Genomic DNA, 277 nt, shown 5'->3' with positions numbered 1-277 from the left:
GTGTTGGTCACGGTCAAGCCGGCAGACCGCGCTGCGTCGAGGTCGATATGATCGAGGCCGGCGCCAAAATTCGCCAGAATGCGAACGCGTCGTTCCGGATTGGCGATCAATGCGGCATCGATCCGATCGGTGATCGTCGGCACCAGTGCGTCATAGCGGCAGAACGCCTCGATCAGTTCCGACCGAGCCAATGGGCGATCGTCCGGATTGAGCGTGACGTCATAATGACGCGCAAGATGCGCCTCGACCGCTTCAGGCAGTCGGCGCGTGACCAGCA

The 277-nt window shown here is 61.7% G+C and carries 1 protein-coding gene; it reads right to left on the bottom strand.

Translation table 11 applies throughout. From position 1 onward, the window contains the following. A partial coding sequence (locus tag VJI93_RS08765; protein WP_442953997.1) for a hypothetical protein occupies positions 1-277 on the bottom strand: 277 nt, incomplete at both ends.

It is taken from the genome of Parvimonas sp. M20, assembly GCF_035282425.1.
Taxonomy (GTDB): domain Bacteria; phylum Bacillota; class Clostridia; order Tissierellales; family Peptoniphilaceae; genus Parvimonas.
Note: the sequence above shows the minus strand (reverse complement) of the source record. Positions and strands in the feature narration are given on the sequence as shown.